General features: G+C 62.9%; 20 protein-coding genes and 1 pseudogene. 16 read left to right on the plus strand and 5 right to left on the minus strand.

Annotated features, from left to right (window positions below; genetic code table 11):
* From DFO68_RS11855 to DFO68_RS11870, 3 genes and pseudogenes are all read left to right on the plus strand, one after another.
* Nucleotides 1–366, plus strand: a pseudogene (locus DFO68_RS11855) (Rpn family recombination-promoting nuclease/putative transposase); the annotation flags it as partial.
* 1,007 nt (nt 367–1,373) lie between these two features.
* Nucleotides 1,374–2,576, plus strand: coding sequence for a Calx-beta domain-containing protein (locus DFO68_RS11865; RefSeq protein ID WP_133483850.1), 1,203 nt, complete (start codon nt 1,374–1,376; stop codon nt 2,574–2,576).
* Nucleotides 2,577–2,998: 422 nt separating this feature from the next.
* Nucleotides 2,999–4,006, plus strand: coding sequence for a zinc-dependent alcohol dehydrogenase family protein (locus DFO68_RS11870; protein WP_133483851.1), 1,008 nt, complete (start codon nt 2,999–3,001; stop codon nt 4,004–4,006).
* Nucleotides 4,007–4,448: 442 nt separating this feature from the next.
* Here the strand turns inward: DFO68_RS11870 and DFO68_RS11875 are convergent, their stop codons facing one another.
* A complete protein-coding gene (locus DFO68_RS11875; protein WP_243726504.1) occupies nt 4,449–5,441 on the minus strand; it encodes an aldo/keto reductase in 993 nt (330 codons plus the stop codon).
* A gap of 558 nt (nt 5,442–5,999) precedes the next feature.
* On the opposite strand from DFO68_RS11875, the gene DFO68_RS11880 reads away from it, so the two are divergent.
* The 4 genes from DFO68_RS11880 (at nt 6,000) to DFO68_RS11895 (ending at nt 9,219) form a co-directional block, all read left to right on the plus strand.
* Nucleotides 6,000–7,031 carry a hypothetical protein gene (locus tag DFO68_RS11880; protein ID WP_133483852.1) on the plus strand — a complete coding sequence of 344 codons (1,032 nt, stop codon included), beginning with the start codon at nt 6,000–6,002 and terminating at the stop codon, nt 7,029–7,031.
* A gap of 177 nt (nt 7,032–7,208) precedes the next feature.
* Entirely contained in the window at nt 7,209–8,015 is an 807-nt protein-coding gene (locus DFO68_RS11885) for a SapC family protein (protein ID WP_133483853.1), read from the plus strand.
* A 241-nt stretch (nt 8,016–8,256) separates the two neighbouring features.
* Nucleotides 8,257–8,496, plus strand: a complete 240-nt coding sequence (locus tag DFO68_RS11890) for a DUF6447 family protein (protein ID WP_133483854.1) — start codon at nt 8,257–8,259, stop codon at nt 8,494–8,496.
* Nucleotides 8,497–8,706: 210 nt separating this feature from the next.
* A complete protein-coding gene (locus DFO68_RS11895; protein WP_133483855.1) occupies nt 8,707–9,219 on the plus strand; it encodes a hypothetical protein in 513 nt (170 codons plus the stop codon).
* Nucleotides 9,220–9,224: 5 nt separating this feature from the next.
* Here the strand turns inward: DFO68_RS11895 and dsbG are convergent, their stop codons facing one another.
* The gene (gene dsbG, locus DFO68_RS11900) at nt 9,225–9,989 is read right to left on the minus strand and encodes a thiol:disulfide interchange protein DsbG (RefSeq protein ID WP_243726505.1); all 765 of its coding nucleotides are present in this window, start codon (nt 9,987–9,989) and stop codon (nt 9,225–9,227) included.
* Nucleotides 9,990–10,280: 291 nt separating this feature from the next.
* Between dsbG and nrdR the strand changes: the two genes are divergently transcribed.
* The 9 genes from nrdR (at nt 10,281) to lon (ending at nt 19,840) form a co-directional block, all read left to right on the plus strand.
* The gene (gene nrdR / locus DFO68_RS11905) at nt 10,281–10,766 is read left to right on the plus strand and encodes a transcriptional regulator NrdR (RefSeq protein WP_133483857.1); all 486 of its coding nucleotides are present in this window, start codon (nt 10,281–10,283) and stop codon (nt 10,764–10,766) included.
* Nucleotides 10,766–11,911 (plus strand): bifunctional diaminohydroxyphosphoribosylaminopyrimidine deaminase/5-amino-6-(5-phosphoribosylamino)uracil reductase RibD, encoded by a 1,146-nt coding sequence (ribD, locus tag DFO68_RS11910; protein ID WP_133483858.1) that lies wholly within the window; start codon nt 10,766–10,768, stop codon nt 11,909–11,911. Before nrdR ends, ribD begins: the two co-directional genes overlap by 1 nt.
* Nucleotides 11,912–12,145: 234 nt before the next feature.
* Nucleotides 12,146–13,309, plus strand: coding sequence for a bifunctional 3,4-dihydroxy-2-butanone-4-phosphate synthase/GTP cyclohydrolase II (gene ribBA / locus DFO68_RS11915; RefSeq protein WP_133483859.1), 1,164 nt, complete (start codon nt 12,146–12,148; stop codon nt 13,307–13,309).
* Between the two features lie 84 nt (nt 13,310–13,393).
* Nucleotides 13,394–13,894, plus strand: coding sequence for a 6,7-dimethyl-8-ribityllumazine synthase (gene ribH / locus DFO68_RS11920; protein WP_133483860.1), 501 nt, complete (start codon nt 13,394–13,396; stop codon nt 13,892–13,894).
* A complete protein-coding gene (gene nusB / locus DFO68_RS11925) occupies nt 13,891–14,394 on the plus strand; it encodes a transcription antitermination factor NusB (protein WP_133483861.1) in 504 nt (167 codons plus the stop codon). The genes ribH and nusB overlap by 4 nt, the downstream gene beginning before the upstream one ends.
* 13 nt (nt 14,395–14,407) lie before the next feature.
* Nucleotides 14,408–15,367 (plus strand): thiamine-phosphate kinase, encoded by a 960-nt coding sequence (thiL, locus tag DFO68_RS11930; RefSeq protein ID WP_133483862.1) that lies wholly within the window; start codon nt 14,408–14,410, stop codon nt 15,365–15,367.
* Nucleotides 15,364–15,837, plus strand: coding sequence for a phosphatidylglycerophosphatase A family protein (locus DFO68_RS11935; RefSeq protein ID WP_133483863.1), 474 nt, complete (start codon nt 15,364–15,366; stop codon nt 15,835–15,837). Before thiL ends, DFO68_RS11935 begins: the two co-directional genes overlap by 4 nt.
* A gap of 251 nt (nt 15,838–16,088) precedes the next feature.
* Entirely contained in the window at nt 16,089–17,333 is a 1,245-nt protein-coding gene (locus tag DFO68_RS11940; protein ID WP_133483864.1) for a DUF945 family protein, read from the plus strand.
* A 77-nt stretch (nt 17,334–17,410) separates the two neighbouring features.
* Nucleotides 17,411–19,840, plus strand: coding sequence for an endopeptidase La (gene lon, locus DFO68_RS11945; RefSeq protein ID WP_133483865.1), 2,430 nt, complete (start codon nt 17,411–17,413; stop codon nt 19,838–19,840).
* 87 nt (nt 19,841–19,927) lie between these two features.
* On the opposite strand, the gene hepT is transcribed toward lon, so the two are convergent.
* The 3 genes from hepT to nudE all read right to left on the minus strand — a co-directional run bounded on the left by hepT (nt 19,928) and on the right by nudE (nt 21,552).
* Complete coding sequence (gene hepT / locus DFO68_RS11950; protein WP_133483866.1) at nt 19,928–20,359, minus strand: type VII toxin-antitoxin system HepT family RNase toxin; 432 nt, start codon at nt 20,357–20,359, stop codon at nt 19,928–19,930.
* Entirely contained in the window at nt 20,352–20,765 is a 414-nt protein-coding gene (locus DFO68_RS11955) for a nucleotidyltransferase domain-containing protein (RefSeq protein WP_243726506.1), read from the minus strand. Before DFO68_RS11955 ends, hepT begins: the two co-directional genes overlap by 8 nt.
* Before the next feature lie 181 nt (nt 20,766–20,946).
* Entirely contained in the window at nt 20,947–21,552 is a 606-nt protein-coding gene (nudE, locus tag DFO68_RS11960) for an ADP compounds hydrolase NudE (protein WP_133483867.1), read from the minus strand.
* Nucleotides 21,553–21,566 lie beyond the last annotated feature (14 nt).

Below are 21,566 nucleotides of genomic sequence, written 5' to 3' on the forward strand. Positions count from 1 at the left end.
TTGCGGCGCGCCTTCGTGGTGTGGATACGTCGGGTGCTGCTGCCCAACCGAGCACCGGGGATGGAGCTTCCCGAGTTCAACGAATTGCAGGATCTTCACGAGGTACATGACATGCTGGCCGAACGCATCAAGAAGTGGCCCGAGCGGTGGGTTGAGGAAGGTCGTGAGGAAGGTCGTGAGGAAGGTCATGAGGAAGGCCGTGAGGAAGGCCGTGAGGAAGGCCGTGAGGAAGGCCGCCTGGAAGCCAAGCAAGAGACGGCGCGACACCTGATCAAGCTGGGCGTGCTGAGTGACGAGCAGATCGCCGAAGCCACGGGTTTGACGGTGGCCGAGGTCGACGCCCTGCGTGGCGAAGACAGGCACTGATCTTCCACACCGGAGCAGCAAGCCCAGCGCCGCCCCGTGCGGCGTTCTATGCTGAAGAAAGGACACCCACTTTGTTCTTTAAGAAAGGACACCCACTTTGTTCACTTTGTTCTTTAAGAAAGGACACCCACTTTGTTCTTCACTTTGTTCTTCTTCGGGCGACCCCGAGCCCACGACCTTCCGCTATCAGCGCTGGGGGTGCGAGCTGACCTTTACCTTCCCCACGGCTAAACTGATCGACTGGGAAGCGCGCTGAGCGGAGCTGGAAGCCAGTGACAACGTCTTCGCGCTGGTGGTGATGGCCCATATCCACGCCAAGCGGGTGAAAAAAGGGGCCTCGCGCAAGGATACCAAGGTGGCGCTGACGCGATCGAGCGTTACGCGATGTCGTCTATCAAGCGCAACGCATTTGGGTCAAATGGTTGAGGCGTCGTTCCCAGAGAGACTACTTCTCCTGGGCGAAGGCTAACCTGCTGCTCAAGCGCCTACCGCTGCCCAAGGCAAGGATCGTACATCGGCAGGTCTTTCAGTGAAGCTGATGATTGAGGAGCCGAGTGCGTCAATCGCGCACGCTCGGATCTGTGGGAGGCCGGGACGAGCAATCGCCCGGTCTACCCGACCGCTATCCCAAGGCCGCGCCATGCTGACCGGGCGATCCTGGCGGAGAATCAGCAAACCGACGCTGCCACACTGGCCGGCGGGCAAGGCGTGCCTGGCTGTCGCAAATGGCGGTGAAAGGGTAGTAAAACAGGCCGTCAAAGGGGGGCAAGGAGGCCGATATCGCCCTGGTCAGTCATCACCAGCACCGAGAAAGGGGATGCCGGTGATTAAAAATCGTTCGGGAGGTGAGATAGGGAAGACTTGGGGTTCGGGATCACGGACTCAGGTAACCCAGAAAAAGTGCATCGAGTTCATTGAGAGCCAGGTTATGAGCTGCCATAGTCGTGCTATTATCCGGCGGTGGTGGGTACCGTGCATGTGATGTATCCAATCGGAGGTGAAAAGGTATGGTAACTGTCACCCGCGATCCTTATCGTTATCGGGTGCTGCCTGGGGAAAGCTATGACGGTGTTGTCCAGGTTTCAGCCGAAGGATTTTATGGTTCTGGTGTCCTGCTGAACGGTGGACGGGCTGTGCTGACGTCTGCGCATGTGATAGAGGGCTCTGGTGACGTAACAGTACGTTTTGACACGCCAAGCGGGCGCATTTCTGTGCCGGCCTCGCAGTACGTGCTTCATCCTCTTTTTGATACTGCCAATGGCGATGGCGATGGCGATCTGGCCCTAGTGTGGCTGGTTGAGCCAGGGCCCATAAGTGCTAAGCGAAGCACCCTCTACCGCGATAGCGATGAGGTAGGCAGTGACATCACCCTGGTTGGTTATGGCCTCCCCGGCGATGGCCTTAGCGGGTACGTGGAAAGCGCTAGAGTAGCGCCCACCAAGTATTTTGCCGAGAACCGTTTCGATACCACAGGGGAGGTAATGAAAGACGCCTTGGGAGGTGGTATTGCCTGGGATCCCTTACTCGATTCCCAGCTGATTATCGACTTTGATAACGGCAACCCTGAAAACGACGCGCTGGGTGTTCTGATGGGTCTGCATGACGCCGGAAGAGGGGTAATGGAAGGGCTAATTGCCCCCGGTGATAGCGGCGGCCCGGCGTTTATTGAAGATAAGGTGGTGGGCGTTGCCACCTACACGGCGTCGTTTAATCGTAACGGCCAATCTCCTGATATCAATGATGTTCTAAACAGCAGCTTCGGCGAAATTGCCTCGTTTCAGCGAGTCAGCTATTATCAGCAGTGGATCGACCAAAGCCTGCGTGCGGCCGATCCTGACTCACCTGCTCGGCGAGAAGACGTTGAAACCACGATTCCTGAAGGCGATATCGGCACCTCTTTGGTGTACTTCCTTTTGGAATTTAACGGCGTACGCGACCACTCGGATCAGTGGCTGAGTGTTGACTATGCTACACGTAATGGTACAGCCACCAGCGGGGAAGATTACTTGCCCGTGGCTGATACACTGATTCTCTATCCTGGTGAAAGGCAAGCAACGATCGCGGTGGAAGTGATCGGCGATGATATTCCCGAAGCCGATGAAATGCTGTATCTAGACGTTTTTAATCCGGTGGGCGGGAGCTTTGGAGAGGGTGTGGCTCAGTTGACGGCGGTGCGCACTCTCATCGATGATGACGGTTGGATGGCGTAATCAAGTATCAAAGACTTTCTTGTGCTGCCCCGTTCGACGTTTCAGAAAAAATAAAGCAGAAAAAGAAAGGCTACTTACTTTGTTCTTCGGAACTAAGGGGTGGAACTAAGGGGCAGCCAAACAGAGTGTCGATGATCTGCTCGAATCCGTATCCCCCCAGTGTCAGCATGCCTGTCGATGTCGGCAATATGATGGCGGTCATCGACGATGCGCTGAAGGAGGAAGCTGAACGTCCGCCATGAGCGCGAACACGACGATGAAGACAAGGAGGGAATGTTTAAGCTTCCTACCCTGATCGCTGCTACGCTGATAAGTTACGCGAAACTCTGTCGGCTTCGTTAACGTATTGTGCCTGAAGTGCCGAGAGCGTTTCGAAATGTTTCAAGACGATGTTTACGACAGGACATCACAAGGAGAGTTCGATGAAGGTTGTCACATTACGCCAGCCCGGCGGGCTGGATCAGTTGGATATCACCGACCAGGCCGCGCCCGGTGAGCCGGGGCCGGACGAGATCCGCGTGCGCATCCACGCCAGCTCGCTTAACTATCATGACTACGGCGTGGTCTCCGGCGCTATGCCTGCCGCTGATGGACGCATTCCTATGTCCGACGGGGCCGGCGTGGTCGAGGCGGTCGGTGAGAATGTCGAGGAGTTTGAGGTCGGCGATGCGGTCGTCTCCACCTTCTTCCCGCACTGGCTGGACGGTCCTGCCCGGATCGGGGACTTCACTACCGTGCCGGGCGATGGCGTCGACGGCTACGCCCGTGAGCAGGTGGTGCGCCCGGCCCACTGGTTCACCCATGCCCCCAGCGGCTACAGCTACGCCGAGGCGGCCACGCTGACCACCGCCGGTCTCACCGCGTGGCGTGCGCTGGTGGTCGATGGCGGGCTCAAGGCGGGTGATACGGTGCTGGTGCTGGGGACCGGCGGGGTGTCGATCTTCGCCCTGCAGTTCGCCAAGATGATGGGCGCGCGGGTCATCGCGACATCTTCGTCGGACGAAAAGATTGAGCGCCTCAAGGAACTGGGTGCTGATTATACTCTCAACTACAAGGCCGAGCCGGAGTGGGGCAAGCGTGTACGCGAACTGACCGAGAGGCGCGGCGTCGATCACGTTATCGAGGTCGGTGGGCCGGGTACCTTGCCGCAGTCCATCGATGCGGTGCGTATCGGCGGATACATCTCGCTGATCGGCGTGCTCACCGGGCGCGGCGGCGAGATACCCACCGCCAAGCTGATGGCCAAGCAGGCCCGGCTTCAGGGGCTGATCGTGGGCAGCCGTAACCATCAGCAGGAGATGGTGCGTGGCATCGAGGCCGGTGGCCTGCGCCCGGTGATCGACCGCTCATTCGCACTCGATGAGATTGCTGATGCCTTCCGTCATCAGGAAGCGGGACGCCATTTCGGCAAAATTTGCCTGGAGTTCTGAATCCTGGTGGCAAGCAAGGCACCGCGCTGCCCGTAGCCAAAATAAAAGCGAAAACCACAGGACCGGAAAGGACAGCCGCTTAAATGCTTAGATGATGATCTCGGATTCCAGTGCTCCCCTGGGACGGCCCGTGGGGCGAGAAGCCGCCTCCAGGAAGGATCGTTGACGTTGGTGCCGATCACCACACACGGCTTGGTCTTCTAGTAGATTCTTCGCAAGCTGGCGTGAAAACAACGCGAATGTCGCGTATGACGTATACGCTGGATGCGCGTCCGGCATGAGGATGAGGGCCTTACCATTCCCGCTGCGCTGAGCCTATCGGTTCAGAGGGTCAGCCGGTTCGTGCGCTCAACGAACACGATGAACCTCCCAGTAGCGGGTCGGGTCAGGCCGCGGCTACCGCCAGTGAGGATGGTGACCTTGAGCTTTCATTAGTCGCCAATCAGCGGTTCAGGGCCTGCATCTGGGGTGCCGCATAGCGCTCTCCGGCGGCAGCTCCGGGTGGCAGGATGCGGTCGATCCGAGCGCAATCCTCGGCCGTGATCTGCACGTCCAGCGCTGCCACGTTCTCTTCAAGCCGTGTGCGCTTCTTGGTTCCCGGAATTGGCACGATGTCCTCGCCCTGGGCGAGAAGCCAGGCGAGCGCCAGTTGAGAAGGCGTGCAGTTTTTCTCGCGCGCCATCTTTTCAATTTCGGCGACCAGATCGAGGTTCTTCTGGACGTTCTCTCCCTGGAAACGCGGCGAGTTCCGGCGATGATCGTCCTCGGCGAGATCCTCGATATGACGGATCTGCCCGGTGAGAAAACCGCGCCCAAGGGGGCTGTAAGCCACATAGCCGATGCCGAGTTCACGCACCGTCGGCAGGATCTCGTCCTCAGGATCACGACTCCAGAGCGAGTATTCGGTCTGCAACGCCGTGATCGGGTGGACGGCATGGGCGCGGCGAATGGTGTCCGGCGCCGCCTCCGACAGGCCCAGGTAGCGGACTTTGCCGGCCTGGACGAGATCGGCCATGGCGCCCACCGTCTCCTCGATGGGTGTGTCCGGGTCCACCCGGTGCTGATAGTAAAGGTCGATGTGGTCGACCCCCAGGCGTTTGAGTGAGGCATCGCAGGCCTGGCGCACATAGTCGGCGTCGCCACGAATACCGAGAAACTCGCCATTGCGACCGCGGACGTTGCCGAACTTGGTCGCCAGCACCACCCGGTCGCGACGGTCGGCGATCGCCTTACCCACCAGAATTTCGTTGGTAAAGGGGCCGTACATGTCGGCGGTGTCCAATAGGGTGACACCAAGCTCGAGGGCGCGATGGATGGTGGCGATCGCCTCCGCCTCATCGCGCCCGCTATAAAATTCCGACATACCCATACAGCCAAGGCCAAGGGCCGAGACCTCCAGCCCCTGTGAACCCAGTTTTCGCGTGTTCATCGTCATGTGCTACTCCTCCTGTTGATCCGGTCAGATGAAGTTTTAGCCTTATTTACCAAAACGGTCATCATTTTAGCCTTCAAGAAGGGCTGGAAAACATCGCGTTACTCCATAGTAATTTACTATGGAAATCCTGAGGAAAACGTCAAACATCAATACAGGCACAGGGCGATCTCAAGAACAGAGTAGTTAATGTCGGGGGAAAGCGCTTTCGTCCTGATGGGAGCCCTATCCATGTGTAAAAAGCGGTGATGTTGCAGGAGCACAGCTTGCTGCGCGATATATCAGCGATACCCGGGTGCCTGGCAGCGCCAATCGCTCAGTAAACTGAGCTCCTGCATGGTGGTATCGCTCGACGTTTGAGAATCATTATGGATGTGTGATTGCCCTGAGTCCAATGCGTTGTTGGGGAACCTTCTGCCGTGAACACGGTCTGATGCGACGGGCAGTTTGTCTGAGTTTGCCGTAAGCGAAAGGTCAAGGCTGTCTTGACGTTGGGCTCCACTGGATGGATCTCGATGTAAGTTGATGGAATTAAAGTAAATTTAATGAGCGGAGGCTCTTATGGCTACACTTACCTTTCCTGAAAAATTTGCCACTCAAGGTGACGACAACGTACGCACCGGCGGTTACCAGGTTGTCTACGGCTTGAGCGGTGACGATACCTTACGCGCCGATGCCGACAGCGAATACAGCTTTCTAGCCGGAGGCGCGGGCAATGACACCTATGTCGCTGGCCGCGACTCAGCGATCACGATGGTCGACAGTGGCGGGTTCGATACCGTTGTCGCCGACGGTATCGGGCTGTATAGCAATAACACCTATGCGCGAACTGTCGAAGGGCGGCATCTTCTGTTGCAGAATACGTTAACGGACCAGCAGTTAGCGATCACTGACTGGCAGGATCCGGCACGTCAGATCGAGTCGTTTCAACTTGGTGGCGACACCTTTTCGCTGGCGCAGATACAGAGCGCCGTGACGTCTAGCTCCAATTTCCTGGGGGATGTGACGGTTGAGCAGATTGTCGGAGAGGACTTGTTGCCCAGCGGCACCTCATCCGACGACCTTCAGGCGCTTCTAGTGAATATTGAAGCTCGCGAGGCGGGTCAGCCCAGCGCCCAGTCAGCGGCTTCTGAGGTCGTGGGGCAGGGTGATGCCTTTTTTATTAGTCACGAAGAGGATGATACAGTCAACGACATAAATGATCGTTATGATGACCGTTATGATTGGCAAGAGGGGCCTAACTCCGATGACTGGTTCGATAGCGAGGGGTACCTTAACCGCAATCCAGATGTCGCGGCGGCTCGTATCGATCCACTTGAACACTTTATGAACTATGGAATCAATGAAGGCCGAGACCCAAATGACTGGTTCGATGTCGACTGGTACCTGAGCCAGAATACAGACGTCGCCAATGCTGGAATTAACCCGGTGGAGCACTACTCGCGCTATGGATGGAAGGAAGGCCGCGACCCCTCCGCCGAATTCGATACCGATGCCTATCTGACGGCCAACCCGGATGTCGAAGCGGTCGGTATTAACCCGCTGGAGCATTGGCTGCAATATGGCCAGGCTGAGGGACGCGAGCTGGGTTGAGGCATGTAGCCATTTTCGCGGCCCGCTTGCGACGTTTCGGGGGCGGGCCGTGCTTGGCGTTTGAACGTGCTGTTTGACATAGTGGTGATGAGACGTTGATGTTTGCGTCGAGAGGTAGGTCAAGATGCTAAAATCACCGTTTTTGTCCTTTCTTAACCGGAGCCAACCGGAGACATTATGCCGCAATGGTCCGCCATCTCTCGCACCGAACACGCCGATAGCCATTATCTGCCGCGCCAGGGTTATGGCTTTGCCGCCCGGGATCCGGTGGTTCCTATCCTGATCGCGGAACTCACCAAGCTGCTGCCGCACTATGCGCTGGGTTTCATCCAGCAGGACGAGGATTCTCGTCAAGATTACCAACCGGTAGCGCTGACCAGCTTGGGGGGGCAGCAGAATCTTTACGTACATCCCGATGGGCGCTGGCTGGGTAGCTACGTGCCGGCCGGTCTGCGTGGCTATCCGTTCACCCTGGCCAATACGCAAGACCGGCAACAGGTGCTGTGTATCGCGCAGGACCATCTGCTGGAAGGTCACCAGGGCGAGGCACTGTTCGACGACGACGGCAACCTTACCGACAAGGTTCAGCAGACGCTGAACTTCCTCACTCAATGTGATCAGAATCGCCAGGTCACCCGGGCGGCCAGCCAGCGACTGGGCGAGACAGGTCTGATCGAGCCATGGCCGCTCAAGGTCGAACGTGGCGAAGGCAAGGAGCCGCGGGCCGTTCAAGGGCTCTATCGCATCAACGAAAAGGCCCTCAACGAGCTTGCCGCTGACGCCTTCGCCGACCTGCGCAAGCACGGCGCACTGGTGCTGGCCTACGCCCAGCTGTTCTCGATGAGCCAGCTCGCACAGTTGACCGAGCGGGCGAGGTTTCATGAAAGGCACCACGCACAGCAGGCCGGCGAGCCTGTCGGGCAAGACATCGATAGCTTGCTGGAAGGAGGCGATGACGACCTGACCTTTGATTTTGGTGATTGATCGTATCTAGCTAATGGATAAAGGGCGTTATACTGACGAAGGGTAGGGTCTGCGCCGACGCCACTGATCGGCGTGTTCGTTTGCCGTAGTTTGTCGCAGGTGCTTGGGTTTGTCGTAGGTGCCTGCTGGTGATATGTCGGCGGGTGTGTCTCGGCGCTTGGGATTGACGAGTATCAGTGAGACACTGCGCTGTGCAACATCTTCTTGTAAGCCAAACACCCTTCATCAGGAGAAGCCGTACATGACGGATCAGCCGCAAGTCACCGCAGAGCAGGACCAGGCTAAACAGGCCATCACTATCGATGGCGTGGAATATCAGCTCTCCGAGCTCTCAGAGGAAGCTCGTGCTCAGGTCGTCAACCTGCGCATCACCGACCAGGAAATTGCCAGGCTCAATCAGCAGTTGGCCATCTATCAGACGGCTCGTGCTGCCTATGCGCGTGCGCTTGCCGAGAAGCTTCCCTCCAAGCAGGCTCACTGAGCCCAGCATTAATCCATGGGTCCCCAAGGCGCTGTTCCTTGACACGGCCGTGATGAGCCTTTAATGACACTACCTCGGTAAATGGCGAATTCGCAAACTGCCATCGTCCGAGGTCGTTATCGAGGAGCAGCGTTCCGACTTGCTGAAGGCTGCGCTGGTCGCTAGATGCAGCGTTATTCGTCGTTCATTTGACCAAAAAGGGTGTAGTCGATGGCGCTGACAGAAGAGGACATCACCTTCATCAAGACTCATATGGGCGACTGGCTGGCCGAGCAGAGCCTGGCTCGACCACCGGCTGTCTACGAGATAGAACTGCGCGAGCGCATGGTGCGGGTCGAGGAGGAGTTGAAGCATCAACGTGAATTGATGCGCGAGGGGTTTGCGCAGATGGACAAGCGCTTCACGTTGGCGGAGAAACGCCACGAGGAGCTGCGCGAGGATATGTTGGCCAGATTCGAGCAGGTCGACAGGCGCTTTGATCAGGTCGATAAGCGCTTTGAGCAGGTTGACAAGCACTTTGATCAGGTCGACAAGCGCTTTGAGCAGGTCGACAAGCGATTCGAGCAGGTCGACAAGCGATTCGAGCAGGTCGACAAGCGATTCGAGCAGGTCGACGACCGATTCGACGAGATGCTCCGTCGCCATGACCGCCACTTCTTGTGGCTCATCGGTTTTATCACGACGGTGGGGGGGCTTGTCATCGCCGCCGGGAAGTTTCTCTAGAGGCGTCAGGAGCGCGGTGAGCCCATCATCGCCTCGAGGCTCGCCGCGTCGGGTGCTCCTTCGATCTTTTTCAGGCGGCCGGCCTGGTTATGGTAGTAGCTGGTGGGCGTGGCCATTAGCCCCAGGCTTTCGAAGAGCTGGTTGTTGGCGTAGACCTGCTGCTCGATTTCGCGGGGTTGGGCAGCGGCGGCGATGCCGCTGTCACTGGATTGGTGTGACTGCAGCGCGGCGGCGGGGTCTTCGGCGCCGAGCAAGGCAGCCGCCTTGGCCGGGCTATCGCTGCGCAGGATGCCGACCATGATGTGGCGCAGCTGCACCTCGCCGGCCTCGATCCAAGGGCGGGTTTGCTCGTGAAAGCGCGCGCAGTAGGGGCAGTTGGGGTCGGTAAAGGTGTAGATCACGCGTTCTGCTTGCGGGTCGCCGTCCTGGATCCAGTGGCTCTCCTTGAGCCGCTGCCACACCTCGGCCTCCTGGCCGCTGCGTAGGTGCTCATCCAGGGGGGCGGCGGAGAGGTCCTTGCCCTGGGCATCGAGCAGGGTGCCGACCACGACATGGTTGCCGTCCGGCGTAAGGTAGACGGCCATCTCGCGCCCGCGGTGGCTGGCCGCATAGCCGCTGAGCCCGCCTGGTGCCGCGAATTTGCCATGGATTTCCAGGCCCTGGTCCACCAAGGCCTGGACCGGGGCCGGCCAGTGCTGGTCGGCGAAGAGCAGCGAGCTGAAAGAGATCGTGACCAGGCCGGCAGCCAGGGAGAAGGAAAAAGGGCGCATGGCGGTATCCTGTCGATAAGACATTATCGTGGGGTTGTGAGAAGGACCTGCGGGGGAGCCTGAGAGTTCCCATCCGGTCACGGCCCATTAGCGGTGGATGACGCGTCATGCAGATGCCCCCGGGGCGAGGCGATTCCCCTGCCGGTCAATGAGGCCGTGCGGCTGGGTTCGGCGCCTTTCACTTCGAGTAACTGCGATTGCCTTGTCCGCAGCTGGCCGCCGCTGTGCGCGCTTACTGTGAGCCGTTACAATGCGGCAACAACCTTTCCAACGACCTCGGGTTTCATCCCTATGCATTGCCCCTTCTGTGGCGCTAATGACACCCGCGTGACCGACTCGCGCCTGGTGGCGGAGGGCGACCAGGTTCGGCGGCGGCGCCAGTGCGCGGCCTGTGGTGAGCGCTTCACCACCTACGAGGCCGCCGAGCTGGTGATGCCGCGGGTGATCAAGTCCGACGGCACGCGGGAGCTGTTCGACGAGGCCAAGCTGCGTGCCGGCATGCTGCGGGCGTTGGAGAAGCGCCCGGTCAGCGCCGAGTCCATCGAGGCAGCAGTGGAGCGCATTCGCCAGCACCTGCGCGCCCGGGGCGAACGCGAGATTCACGCCCGGGATATCGGCGAGGAGGTCATGCAGGCTCTCAAACGCCTCGACCAAGTAGCCTATATCCGCTTCGCCTCGGTCTATCGTAGCTTCCAAGACATCGACGAGTTCCGTGCCGAGATCGACCGGCTGGCCCAGGAGCCGAGCTTTTCCATGGACCCTGGGGAAGCATCGTGATGGCGCAGCGCTGCTTCCCCGAGGCCTGGATGGCGCGCGCCCTGACACTGGCGCGTCGTGGGCGCTATACCACCGACCCCAACCCTTGCGTGGGTTGCGTGCTGGTCAAGGATGACCGAGTGGTCGGCGAGGGCTGGCATGAACGCGCCGGCGAGCCCCATGCCGAGATTCATGCCCTGCGCGCGGCGGGGGGCCGTGCCCGCGGCGCCACCGCCTACGTGACCCTGGAGCCCTGTTCCCATCAGGGGCGCACCGGCCCCTGCGCCCTGGCGCTGGTCGAGGCCGGTGTGGCGCGGGTGGTGGTGGCCATGCAGGATCCCAATCCCCGTGTCGCCGGCCAAGGCATCGCCCGGCTGCGCGAGGCCGGTGTCGAGGTGGCAGTGGGGGTGCTCGAGGAGCAGGCGCTGGCACTGAATCCCGGCTTCGTGATGCGCATGTCCCACGGTCGCCCTTTCGTGCGCCTGAAGATGGCTATGAGCCTCGATGGTCGCACCGCCATGCGCTCCGGTGAATCCCAGTGGATCACCGGGCCCCAGGCCCGCCGCGAGGTGCAGCGCCTGCGTGCCCGCTCCAGCGCCATCCTCACCGGGGTCGAGACGATCATCTTCGACAACGCCCGGCTCACCGTGCGCCCTGAGCAGCTTGAACTGCCCGCGGGCGAGGCGCTCACGACCCGCCAGCCGCTGCGCGTGGTGGTGGACTCACGGCTGCGCTTGCCGCTGGCCGCGGCCTGCCTGCGCGAGCTCGGTCGTACCTTGGTGGTCACCTTAAAAGGCCACGACCCCGAGCGGTGCGAGCGGCTCCAGGCTGCCGGTGCCGAGGTGGTGGCGATGCCCGCGGGCGCCAATGGCCGCATCGATCTCGATGCTCTACTGCGCCACCTGGCCGCGGCCGAGCAGGCCAATGAGGTGCTGCTGGAGACCGGGGCGACGCTGGCCGGGGCCATGCTCGCCGCCGGGCTGATCGACGAGATGCAGCTGTTCGTGGCGCCGACCCTGCTTGGCGGCGAGGCGCGGCCACTCTTCGCGCTGCCGGGCCTGACTCTCATGGCCCAGAAGAAGGGACTGGATATCCACGATATCCGCGCCGTGGGCCAGGATTGGCGGATTACTGCCAGGCCCCGACAAGGTTCGAAAGAGCGGTAGGCACATCGTCCGCAGGCTGGGTAGGCCCGATAAGCCGGAGGCGCATCGGGCGAGGCAGTCGTTCAGGCTCCGATGGCTTACCGGGCCTACGGCCGGCGCCCGACGACGCAGCTGTTTACTGGCGCCCGACGACGCGCCACGGTACCCTGAGGCGGTTTCAAGGTGGCGACGCTCGATGGCGACTCGCGCGTCGTCGGATGACGACAGCCACCACGCTGAATCAATGGAGATTCCATGGAGCACTCCTCCTCCGGGGGCCTGGCCCCCATCGAAGAACTGGTCGAGGACATCCGTCAGGGGCGGATGGTGATCCTGATGGATGACGAGGATCGCGAGAACGAAGGCGACCTCATCATGGCCGCCGAGAAAGTCGAGGCCGAGCACATCAACTTCATGGCGCGCCACGCCAGGGGCCTGATCTGCCTGCCGATGACTCGCGAGCGCTGCGAGCGTCTCCAGTTGCCGCTGATGGTGCGCGACAACGGCTCGGGCTTCGGGACCAAGTTCACGCTCTCCATCGAGGCCGCCGAAGGGGTGACCACCGGCATCTCCGCCGCTGACCGGGCGCGCACCGTGCGTGCCGCGGTGGCCCGTGACGCGGTGGCCGCCGACATCGTCCAGCCTGGCCACATCTTCCCGCTGATGGCCGAGCCGGGCGGCGTGCTGCGTCGTGCCGGCCATACCGAGGCGGCCTGTGATCTCGCCGCCCTGGCCGGCCTCGAGCCCAGCGGGGTGATCTGCGAGGTGATGAACGAGGATGGCAGCATGGCCCGCCGGGCGCAGCTTGAGCGTTTTGCCGTCGAGCATGGCCTGAAGATGGGCACTATCGCCGATCTGATCCACTACCGCATCCACAACGAGCAGACCGTGCAGCCGGTGGAGTCGGTGCCGGTGCAGACCGCCTTCGGCGAGCTCAACCTGCACGTCTTCCGCGACAGCATCCAGGGCGTCCATCACTTGGCGCTGGTCAAGGGACATCCGCACCCCGCAGCGCTGACCACGGTACGCGTGCATCTGGCCAACGTACTGCGCGACCTGCTAGCCCTTCAGCAGGGCGACAAGCCGAGCTGGACCGCCCAGCAGGCGGTCGCCGAGGTGGCGCGCGCTGAGCAGGGAGTCTTCGTGCTGCTCGATGACGGGCGTCCGCGCCAGGATCTCCATGACCTGCTCGAGGTGTTCCTCGAGCGTCGCCGACCGCCGCGCACCAGCGACTCCGACGGCGCGGGCAACTACCTGACCATCGGTACCGGCTCGCAGATCCTGCGCCACCTGGGCGTGGGCAGGATGCGCCTGCTCAGCTCGCCCTGGAAGTTCTCGGCCCTCTCCGGCTTCGACCTCGAGGTGGTAGAGCGTCTGGAACCCGGCGAGCAGGCGACTGCCGGGCAGGGCGACGACTAGCGCTGTCGCTTTTCATATCCTGGCCTGGCCGCCGGACCAGCCCTTCCGGACCCTCAAGCCCCGGACCTTTCAGGACACCGAACCATGCAACCGATTTCCCAAGTCGAAGGCAGTTTCGTCGACGTCGATGGCCGCTACGTGATCGTGGTCGGCCGCTTCAATCATCATGTGGTGGACAGCCTGGTCGAGGGCGCCGTGGACAGCCTGGTGCGCCATGGCGTCGACCCGCTGGCCATCGATATCGTCCACGTGCCCGGCGCCTGGGAGCTGCCGCTGGCCATCAAGCGCGTGTTGCAGGTGGCACGCCCCGATGCGGTGATCGCCCTGGGGGCGGTGATTCGCGGCGGCACCCCGCATTTCGAGTACGTCGCCGGGGGTTGCAACACCGCCATGGGCACCCTGCAGCTGCAGTTCGATACCCCGGTGGCCAACGGCGTGTTGACCGTGGAGTCAATCGAGCAGGCCATCGAGCGCGCTGGCACCAAGGCCGGCAATAAAGGCGCCGAGGCGGCCATGGCGGCGATGGAGATGGTCTCGCTGCTGCGCTGCTTCGGCGATGATGGCGGCGAGGGGAGTGAGGCATGAGCGGCGAGCGTTCGCGGGCCCCATCGAAGACCCAGCAATCCCGCCGTGCGGCCCGTGAGCTGGCGGTGCAGGGCCTCTATCAATGGCAGATGACCGGCAAGTCGATCAGCGCCGTGGAGGCCGAGTTTCGCAGCCAGGTAGCTGATGATGATCTCGAGGATCACGAGAACTGGCTCAAGGTCATGGAGATCGCCGACATGGCGCTGTTCCACGAGTTGCTGCACAGGGTGGTGGGCGAGTGCGGTGAGCTCGATGCCGCCATCGCGCTGCTGCTCGACCGTCGCCTCCAGGATCTCGACCCCATCGAACTGGCGATTCTGCGCCTGGGCGCCTACGAGCTCTCGCGCCGCCCCCAGGTACCCTATCGCGCGGTGATCAACGAAGGGGTCGAACTGGCCAAGTCCTTCGGGGCCACCGACGGCCACAAGTACGTCAACGGCATCCTCGACAAGCTCGCCGGGCGGTTGCGATCCGCCGAGGTCGCCGCTCGCCGCCGCTGAAGGCCCGCCCCAGATGCACAGCGAATTCGAACTCATCACCCGCTTCTTCACCCCCGACCCGCCGGGGGCGGAGGCCGGCGTGACGCTGGGCGTGGGCGACGACTGCACCCTGCTGGCGCCGACACCCGGTCAGCGGCTGGCGGTCAGCGTGGATACCTCGGTAGCCGGTAGCCACTTTCCTGCCGATGCCCCGGCCGCGGCGGTCGGCCACCGGGCGCTGGCGGTCAGCCTGAGCGACCTCGCCGCCATGGGGGCCCGCGCCCGTTGGTGTCTGATGTCGCTGACCCTGCCGGCCGCCGATGACGATGCCTGGCTGGGGAACTTCGCCCGCGGCTTCCATGCCTTGTGCGCTGCCACCGGGACCGCACTGGTGGGCGGCGATGTGACCCGCGGCAAGCTGGCCATCGGCGTAACGGTGATGGGCGAGGTGCCTGACGGGCAGGCGCTGACTCGCCGCGGCGCCCGGCCGGGCGACCTGCTGGCGGTGACCGGCGCGCTGGGCGGTGGGGCTGGGGGGCTGCACGCATGGCGGCGTGGCGAGCGGGACCTCGGCCATCCGCTGCTCGAGCGCTACCTTCAACCACAGCCACGCCTCGCGGCAGGCGTGGCCCTGCGCGGCCTGGCTAGCGCCGCTATCGATATCTCCGATGGCTTGCTGGCCGATCTCGGGCATGTTCTCGAGGCTTCGAGCGTCGGGGCCGAGCTAATCACCGATAGCCTGCCGCTGGCCGAGGGCCTGGTGGCGGCACTGGGCGAGCCGGGCGCCCGCGAGGCGGCGCTGCACGGTGGGGATGACTACGAGCTGCTGCTCGGCCTTAGCCCTGACCACCTGGAGACAGCCCGCGCCCGGCTCGCCGCCCAGGGCCTGGCCCTCAGCGTGATCGGCCGCGTCAGCGACGAACCCGGCGTGCGCGGCGTGCCCCTTGAGGGCGAGCGAGGCTGGCAGCACTTCACGCGAGGCGCTGCCCCATGAATCGGGCTCCCGCCAGCGTCTGGCGGCGTCCGGTGCATTTCCTGGCCTTCGGGATGGGCAGCGGCAGTGTTCCCTTCGCGCCCGGTACCTTCGGGACCCTGGCCGCAATTCCCTTCTATTGGCTGCTGTCCGAGCTGCCGCTGGGCTGGTACCTGGGCCTGGTGACGGTGACCTTCTTCTGGGGCATCTGGCTGTGTGACAAGAGCTCCCGCGACCTGGGGGTCCATGACCATTCGGGCATCGTTTGGGATGAGTTCGTCGGTTACTGGCTGACCATGGCCGCCGTGCCCTTTTCCTGGGATACGGCCCTGTGGGGGTTCGTGGTCTTTCGGGTCTTCGATGTCTTCAAGCCCTGGCCGATCCGCTGGGCGGACCGGCGGGTCGCCGGCGGTTTCGGCATCATGATCGACGATGTGCTCGCTGCCGCCTATGCATGGAGCACCATGCATCTGTGGTTCTGGCTCCATTGATAGTATTGGGGCATCGCGAGTCGGCGTGAAAACGATGATGAGGCGTGGGCCGGATAAGCCGTAGGCGCATCCGGCGCGATGGTGCCCTTGCCACGCCCGGTGCGCTGGCGCTTACCGGGCCTACAGGGGTTGGGTGGCCAGAGTCGGTATCCTGCGGTCAACGCCCATGCAAGTCTGCGAAGAACGAAAGTTTTCCAGCGTCTCGGTGACACAGGGGTGGTTCGGACAAGGCGCGGGTAAGGAATGCCATGATGCGCAAGGAACGATTGATTGTCCCGCTGCTGGTCGGGCTGGCGCTGCTCTGGGGCATCGCCCAGTATCTCTCCAGCCTGCTGTTCGAACGCGAGCTGGCCCGCGGCCTCGTGGATCTCGCCGCCCGTGGCGAGCTCAGGGTGTCGCGTCGCGACGTCGAGCAGGGTTGGCTCGAGTCCCGCGGCACGCTCCACCTGGCCCCGCGCTTCGGCCAGGCCTGGCATCTCGAGCTGCCCTATGTGGCGCGGCATGGCGTAATCAGTACCCGCATCGACGGCGAACTGAAGCCATATCTCGGGCCGGATGGACGCCGCCTGTTTAGTGATGTCCTGACGTCAACCCCCCCTCGCTGGCAGGCCCGCTACCTTACTTTCGGCGCGACCCTGGAGGGGCGTCTCAAGCTGGCGCCTTTCCTGATCAGCCAAGCTGGCCGTGAACTCGACTTCGGCGGGGGGCGGATCACCTTCGACGGCGTCTATGGCGACTGGCGGCTGCAGGCGAGCCTCGCCCCCTGGCGACTCAGCGACGGGCCGACCACTCTGGAAGTGGGGCCCACCACCCTGGAGAGCCGCTACGCCTATACCGAGGGCGCCTATCATTTCAGCCAGCAGGACCTGCTCAAGGTGGAGCGGCTGGCCTGGCACCAACCGGAACTCGAACTGGATGCCTATCAGCTGGTCCTGCATAGTCGCACGGTGCTCGACGAGCAAGAGCTGCGCTTGGTGAGCCAGCTGAGCCTGGATCGGCTGGTCACGGCGGAGCAGGTGCTGCTCACTGGCCGCGTGATCCTGGAGCTATCGCGAATCAACGCCGACGCCCTGCGCGGCGTGCTGGCGGCGCTACGCGACGAGGCGCGTGGCGATGCTGCCCAGCACGGCCATGCGTTGCCCGCACGTCTGGAGGCGCCATTGCGGGCCATGCTTCAGGATTCGCCTCGGCTGGACATCCAGGAGGTCGTGCTGGATAGCCCGATGCTGGGACTCGCCGCGCGTGCCGACGGCGCGCTGTTTTTCGACCCGCGCGAGCTCGCCGAGCTGAGCCCGCTCGACCTCGACGCCCCCCGCGAGCAGGCGCGCTGGCGCGAGCGTCTCTACGGCGACCTCACCTGGTATCAGGTGCCCAAGGTGGTGGTTCTGTGGCTTGGCCTGCCACTGGATACCCAGGATCTGGAAATCGACGTGGTGCGCGGCCGGGTGCGGATCAACGGTCGCCCGTTGCCGCCGGCGCTCGAACGTCTGCAGTGACTTGAAGTCGGCCATCGCTGCCCGCATTCACAGCACAGACACGGGAACTCATCCCGACGATTAGCAATGAGGAACGCATGAGCGACGATCACCAAGCACCGGAGGGTCTGGACTGGATCCAGGCCAACAACGACGAGCAACGAGATACGCAGCCGGCTGAAACACACCACCACGCGGTGGTGCCCGCCAGCGATTCGCTGCCTGAACGTATCTACCTGCTGCCGATCCATAACCGTCCCTTCTTTCCCGCCCAGGTCCAGCCCCTGGTGGTCAACCGCGAGCGCTGGGAGGAGACCATTCGCCGCGTCGGCAACACGCCGCATCATACCGTGGGCCTGGCCTTCGTCGGCGAGACCGGGGTCGAGGAGCTCGGTGACGAGGACTTCCCCGAGATCGGCACCGCCGTGAAGATACACAAGCTGCAGGGCGAGGAGCAGCAGATCCAGTTTATCGCCCAAGGCATGCGCCGCTTTCGCATCCAGCGCTGGCTCTCCCGCAAGCCGCCCTATCTGGTGGAGGTGAGCTACCCCCGCGAGCCGGTAAACGTCGAGGAGGACGAGACCCGCGCCTATGCCATGGCACTGATCAACGGCATCAAGGAGCTGCTGCCGATCAACCCGCTCTATGGCGAGGAGCTCAAGCACTACTTGAACCGCTTCAGCCCCCATGAGCCCGGCCCGCTGAGCGACTTCGCCGCCGCCATCACTTCGGCCAAGGGCCCCGAGCTGCAGGACGTGCTCGAGACCCTGCCGGTGATGTCGCGCATGCAAAAGGTATTGCCGCTGCTGCGCAAGGAGATTGAGGTCGCCCAGCTGCAGAGCGAGATCAGCGACCAGGTCAATGCCCAGATGCAGGAGCGCCAGCGGGAGTTCTTCCTGCGCGAGCAGCTCAAGGTGATCCAGCGTGAGCTGGGCATCTCCAAGGATGACCGCGAGAACGATGTCGACACCTTCCGTGGCCGTCTCGAGGGACGCGTGGTGCCAGAGCGGGTCATGGTGCGCATCGACGAGGAGCTCGACAAGCTATCGGTGCTGGAGACCGGCTCGCCGGAATACGGCACCACACGCAACTACCTGGACTGGCTCACCGCCATGCCTTGGGGCGTGCATAGCCAGGACCAGCTCGACCTGGTGCATGCGCGCCAGGTGCTCGACCGCGATCATGATGGCCTCAAGGATGTCAAGGAGCGCATCGTCGAGTTTCTCGCCGAGGGCACCTTCAAGGGCGACGTGGGCGGCTCCATTCTGCTGCTGGTGGGCCCTCCGGGGGTCGGCAAAACCTCGGTGGGGCGCTCCATCGCCGACGCCCTGGGCCGCGAGTTCTACCGCTTTTCGGTGGGCGGCATGCGCGACGAGGCCGAGATCAAGGGCCATCGCCGTACCTACATCGGTGCCATGCCCGGCAAGCTCGCCCAGGCCCTCAAGGAGGTCGAGGTCGAGAACCCGGTGATCATGCTCGACGAGATCGACAAGATGGGCCAGTCCTTTCAGGGCGACCCCGCCTCGGCGCTGCTCGAGGTGCTCGACCCGGAGCAGAATGTCGACTTCCTCGACCACTACCTCGACGTGCGCCTGGATCTTTCCAAGGTGCTGTTCGTGTGTACTGCCAACACCCTGGATTCGATTCCCCCGGCGTTGCTGGATCGCATGGAGCAGATTCGTCTGTCCGGCTACATTGCCGAGGAGAAGATGGCCATCGCCAAGCACCACCTGTGGCCCAAGCTGCTCCAGCGCGACCGCATGCCCAAGAAGCGCATCAACCTCACCGAGGCGGCGCTGCGCCAAGTGATCGAGGGCTACGCCCGAGAGGCGGGGGTGCGCCAGCTCGAGAAGCAGCTGCACCGCATCGTGCGCAAGTCGGCGGTGAAGCTGCTGGAGAACGACCAGCAGTCCGTGAAGGTCTCGGTGAATAACCTTGAGGAGTACCTGGGGCCGCCGCTCTTCCGCAAGGAGCAGGTGATGAAAGGAGAGGGCGTGGTCACCGGCCTGGCCTGGACCTCGATGGGTGGCGCCACGCTCTCCGTCGAGGCCGGCAAGGTGCATGCCCTGGACCGCGGCTTCAAGCTCACTGGCCAGCTTGGTGACGTCATGAAGGAGTCGGCCAACATCGCCTACAGCTACGTGCTCGGCCACTTGGGCGAGTACGGCGCCGATGCAGACTTCTTTGACTCGGCCTTCGTCCACCTGCACGTGCCGGAAGGGGCCACGCCAAAGGATGGTCCCTCGGCCGGCGTGACCATGACCACGGCATTGCTGTCGCTGGCCCAGCACCGCGCCATCGAGCGGCCCATGGCGATGACCGGCGAGCTGACCCTGACCGGCCAGGTGCTGCCGGTGGGTGGCATCCGTGAGAAGGTGATCGCCGCGCGGCGTAGCGACATCTTCGAGCTGATCCTGCCCGAGGCCAACCGGCGCGACTACGACGAGCTGCCCGACTTCCTCAAGGAGGGGGTGACGGTGCATTTCGCCAGCCACTACCGCGACGTGGCCAAGGTGGTGTTCGGCTGATCAGCCTTCCCGAGGGGGTGGGTGAACTGCCCGGTGCGCTATCGCTTACCGGGCCTACCCGGGGCGGTATGCTCGGCATGAAGCTGGTTACCTGGAGTGTTCCAGTGCCTCCAGCGCCTGGCGGCCGAAGTCGAGCATCGTACGATAATAACCATCGGCGATGACGCTCTCGATGATCTCAGGGTCGACGTCGAGATAGTCGTGAACCAGCACGTTGCGCAGGCCAATGATCTTTCGCCAGGGAGTATTGACGTCGATCTTGCCGGCATCCCGAAGCCGCTCGAAGCCGGTCACCGCATCCCGGCTGACCCGCCCGGTCTCCTGGCGGGTCCAATGCTTGGCCAGGCCGATACAGGCCTCGATCAGGATCTGCAGGGTACGTTCGGCCCCGTGCCGCTCTATCCGGCTCCAGGCGCGCTCTCGCAGGATGGCGGCGAGGCTGGCAATGTCGTGTTCGCACTCGTCGAGATGCTGGCGCTGGGCATTCAGATAGGCGCTTTGGTGGGAACTGTCAGGCATGAATGCCCTCCGGGTGCAGGTAGTCGATCTCCCAGCGTGACAGGATCCGCGATTCCTGGCGCATGCGAATCTGTGGGTGGAGATCGACCAGCAGACGGCCCTGATCGAGAATGCTCCAGCCCAGGGGAATCGGGGCGATGGCCAGGTCCACCACACTCAGCATGTCCTCGCTCATGCCCAGGGCATGTTGCCAGTCCAGGGCAAGCAGCTCGGGGCGCAGGCGCCGCTCCAGCGGGTCATTGAGCCAGGTGGTGAACGCCACGGCCAGGTCGAAATCACTCGCGGCCTGGTGCTCGCCCCGAGCCCGTGAGCCGTACAACCATAGGGCGGCGATATCCTCTCTCACCATTGCCAGATGGCGAATGGCGTCTAGAGTGTCTTCCGACGTGGTGCTTTGCTGATGCATCGCAATGGCTATTGGTGGGGGATGACACGTTGCGTCAATCTTCATCTTTGATCGAGGGGCGTGCAAGCCGTGGCACGGCCCGCTCTGCCGGATCACTGGTCTGGCGAGCTTTGAGGCGCCGATGATCCCGGGCGACTACCCCGCCTTCTACGCCGCCAATACTCGCCGACCGGCGTCGGGCTCACCAGAGACCGGCATCCATCGGCGCCTCGCTGCGCAGCTTGTCCCGGGCGATGAACAGTGCGGCGATGGCGCGCGCCTCGTGGAAGTCCTCCCGGGCCAGCAGGGCCGAAAGTTCGTCGATGGCGTGGGTCTCGACGATCAGCGGCTCTGGTTCATCGCCGGGCAGGCGCTTCGGGTAGAGATCGCTGGCCAGCACGACCTGCATGCGGTGGCGCATGTAGTTGGGGGCCAACGACAACTCCACCAGCGGCTCGATGCGGTTGGCACCGAAGCCGCACTCCTCCATCAGCTCGCGATTGGCCGCGGTGACGAGATCCTCACCCGGATCGACGAGCCCCTTGGGCAAGGTCAGCACATAGTCCTCGAAGCCGGCGGCATATTCACGGATGAGCAGCACATGCTCTGGGTCGGGCATGGCCACCATCATCACCGCGCCGATGCCCTGGCCGGTGCCGGTGAGCCGCTCGAAGGTGCGTTCAGCGCCGTTGGCAAAGCGCAGGTCCAGTTCCTCGACGTGGAACAGGCGGCTTCTCGCCACGCTGCGCCGGTCGAGGATGTGCGGCTTGACGGGCCAGGGCTGGGAGGCGTCTTGCTTGTCGGACATGGGCGGGATTCCGT

The sequence above is a fragment of the Halomonas ventosae genome (assembly GCF_004361885.1).
In the GTDB taxonomy this organism is placed as follows: Bacteria; Pseudomonadota; Gammaproteobacteria; order Pseudomonadales; family Halomonadaceae; genus Halomonas; species Halomonas ventosae_C.